Origin of the sequence: Weissella sp. DD23, from assembly GCF_001579105.1 — a bacterium.
Taxonomy (GTDB): domain Bacteria; phylum Bacillota; class Bacilli; order Lactobacillales; family Lactobacillaceae; genus Weissella; species Weissella cibaria.
On record NZ_KQ970390.1, the window covers coordinates 190989 to 193467 of the forward strand.

Consider the following 2479-nt stretch of genomic DNA (forward strand, 5'->3'; position numbering starts at 1 on the left):
ACAATTTCGGTGATAATGGCACATTCTTCCTGCGTGGTAAGACATCTGGTTACACGGATGCAGGCCAAGGCTGGAAGTGGTACGAAAACGGGCAACAATTTACGGGATTCCGTTTCTATATGGGAACCTACTACTGGTTTGAAAATGGGGTGCGCGAGCAAAACAAGTGGAAGACTGCTTGGGGGATGAAGTACTACGTTGATAACGTTGGTCGTGCAGTAGAAGGCACACGTGTCATTGATGGTAAGTCGTATTACTTTGGTAATGATGGGACGTTCTTCCTGCGTGATAGTGATGCTGGCACGCGAATGATTGAAGAAGCAAACCACTGGTTGGGAATTCCTTACATGTGGGGTGGTGCAACGCAATATGGTGTTGACTGCTCAGGTTTCATTCGATTGGTGCGTCAACACGCGCATTTGACTGATTTGGGTCGCACAACTTACGAACAGGCAGCATACTTGCGTGCACATGGCTCACAACCAAAGCCATTGTCACAAGCGCAACCAGGGGACTTGTTGTTCTGGGGTTCAGTTGGTGGTGAGTACCACGTTGGTATGTACATTGGTAATGGTAAGATGATTGATGCGCCACAACCAGGTATGACAACTGGCGTTCACGATATTTGGGATGCGCCTTTGGCATACCACACAATTTAATAACGACAGATAAACACAACTCACTTTGCTGAGTTGTGTTTTTGTTTTGAGCAGGACTTTTGATTTTAGGTTTGTGAGCGACTACACTTATTGGCATAAGTTAAGGAAGTATTAAGCTTTAAGTGAAGGTTGAACATGCGCAAAAAGATGTATAAAGCAGGTAAAGTTTGGGTCGCTGCAACTTTAGCAATTGTTGGCGTTATGACTGGTGGGGCTGTTGTGTCAGCTGATGACAATGGGGATGAACTAGGTGTGGTCGCTGATGAACCAGTCCCACAACCTGACCAGGTCGTTGTATTGCAAAAAGATGAAACGACTAGTGCCAGCTCGGCGTCGGCATCGGCATCAGCTGACATACCAGCCACGTCGTTATCATCAGTTGATACTACGAGTGTGACAAGTGCGGGATCAGATGCCTCAAGTGGTAGCTTTTCTCAGTTGGCTGACAGTTCAACTGAATCGCTAGGTAGTATGGCATCGGCTGGCCAAGCGCTATCGAGCGAAAGCACCAGTGTTGGAACGAACAATGCCGGTAGCGTTAGTTCGGCCACGACGCCAGAAGTTTCGTCAGCCACCTCACAACAATCCTCGGCAGCAACAGAAATTGTGCCAAGTAGTGTGTCATCAGTGACGTCTGCATCTACAACGGTTAGTCGGCGTGGATTAACTCGGGAAGTGACACCTTCTGCACAAGCTACGCATCAGTCTGCAGCAGTCGTGAAGAAACAAGTGCCAAAATCAACGGCGCAAGTCGTATCTGCTAAGGCAGCGCCACAAGCCACTAAGCATGCGACTGTTTCAACCGCTAAAGTAACCGTTGCGAAGCGTGCTGCTTCGACAACAGCCAAACCAGTTACTAAGAAAGTGGTCAAACCCAAACCATTTACAGGTTATAAAAAAGGCGTTTTCTACCAAAATGGTAAACGAGCAACTGGTTACCTGAGTGATGGTAAACATCGCTATCTATTCCGTAATGGAGTGAAGCAAAAGGGCGTCCAGAAGTTCCAAGGCACGTACTACATGTTCAACTTGCGTGACGGTCGCATGATGCGCAATACCTATACGGCGTCACAATGGGGATTGTGGTATTTGTTTGGGGCTGACGGTCGCATTCTAACTGATGTGCAACCATGGGCGGGTGGTTATTATACGTTTGATGCGCGAACCTACTTGAAGCATACGAATGTGTACGAACCGGCTCGATGGGGCACTTGGTATATGTATGATGAGACCGGACGCTGTGTCTCAGGGTACAAATATTGGCAGAATGGGTTGTACTATTTCCATCCGGGGACTTACCTGAAAGCGACGAATGAGGCCGTTTGGGAAAATGGTAACGAGTATTGGGCGGATGGCGGTGGCGTTGTGCGAACTGGTAATTGGCAAATTGAGCACGCAATTGACACTGGCACATCACTTGTTGGCCACTCGCCATATGTGTGGGGTGGCGGGCGTAATAGCTGGTCAATTGCAGCCCGGCAGTTTGATTGTTCTTCGTTTGTTCGTTGGTGCTTTGCTAATTCAGGTGTCTTCGCTGGTAATGTGGGGGATGCGGTGACTTATTCACAAACTAGCTTAGGTCAAGGTGTGCCATGGTCGAACATTCGACGTGGCGATATATTCTTTATGGATCATATTGGGCACGTCGGGATTTATCTTGGTGGTCAATACTTCCTTCATGATTCACCAAGTTCACCAACAGGTGGGGTTGGCGTCTCACGACTGAGCGATGTCGTTGATCGTGACGATCGCGCTTACGCTGTGCCATGGTATGACATTGTTGACGGCGTAGTACGACGGTTGGTTTAAACAAAAAAATC

The 2479-nt window shown here is 48.1% G+C and carries 2 protein-coding genes; both read left to right on the forward strand.

Going from position 1 to position 2479, the window contains the following annotated elements:
• On the forward strand, positions 1–659 hold a 659-nt coding region (locus tag WEIDD23_RS00900; protein ID WP_082778286.1), incomplete at its 5' end, for a C40 family peptidase.
• A gap of 135 nt (positions 660–794) precedes the next feature.
• Entirely contained in the window at positions 795–2468 is a 1674-nt protein-coding gene (locus WEIDD23_RS00905) for an NlpC/P60 family protein (protein WP_010371871.1), read from the forward strand.
• Positions 2469–2479: the final 11 nt, after the last annotated feature.

Bases quoted from the DNA above. Each gene is read 5' to 3' on its own strand.
- WEIDD23_RS00905 (WP_010371871.1), top strand. From the start codon at position 795: ATGCGCAAAAAGATGTATAAAGCAGGTAAAGTTTGGGTCGCTGCAACT.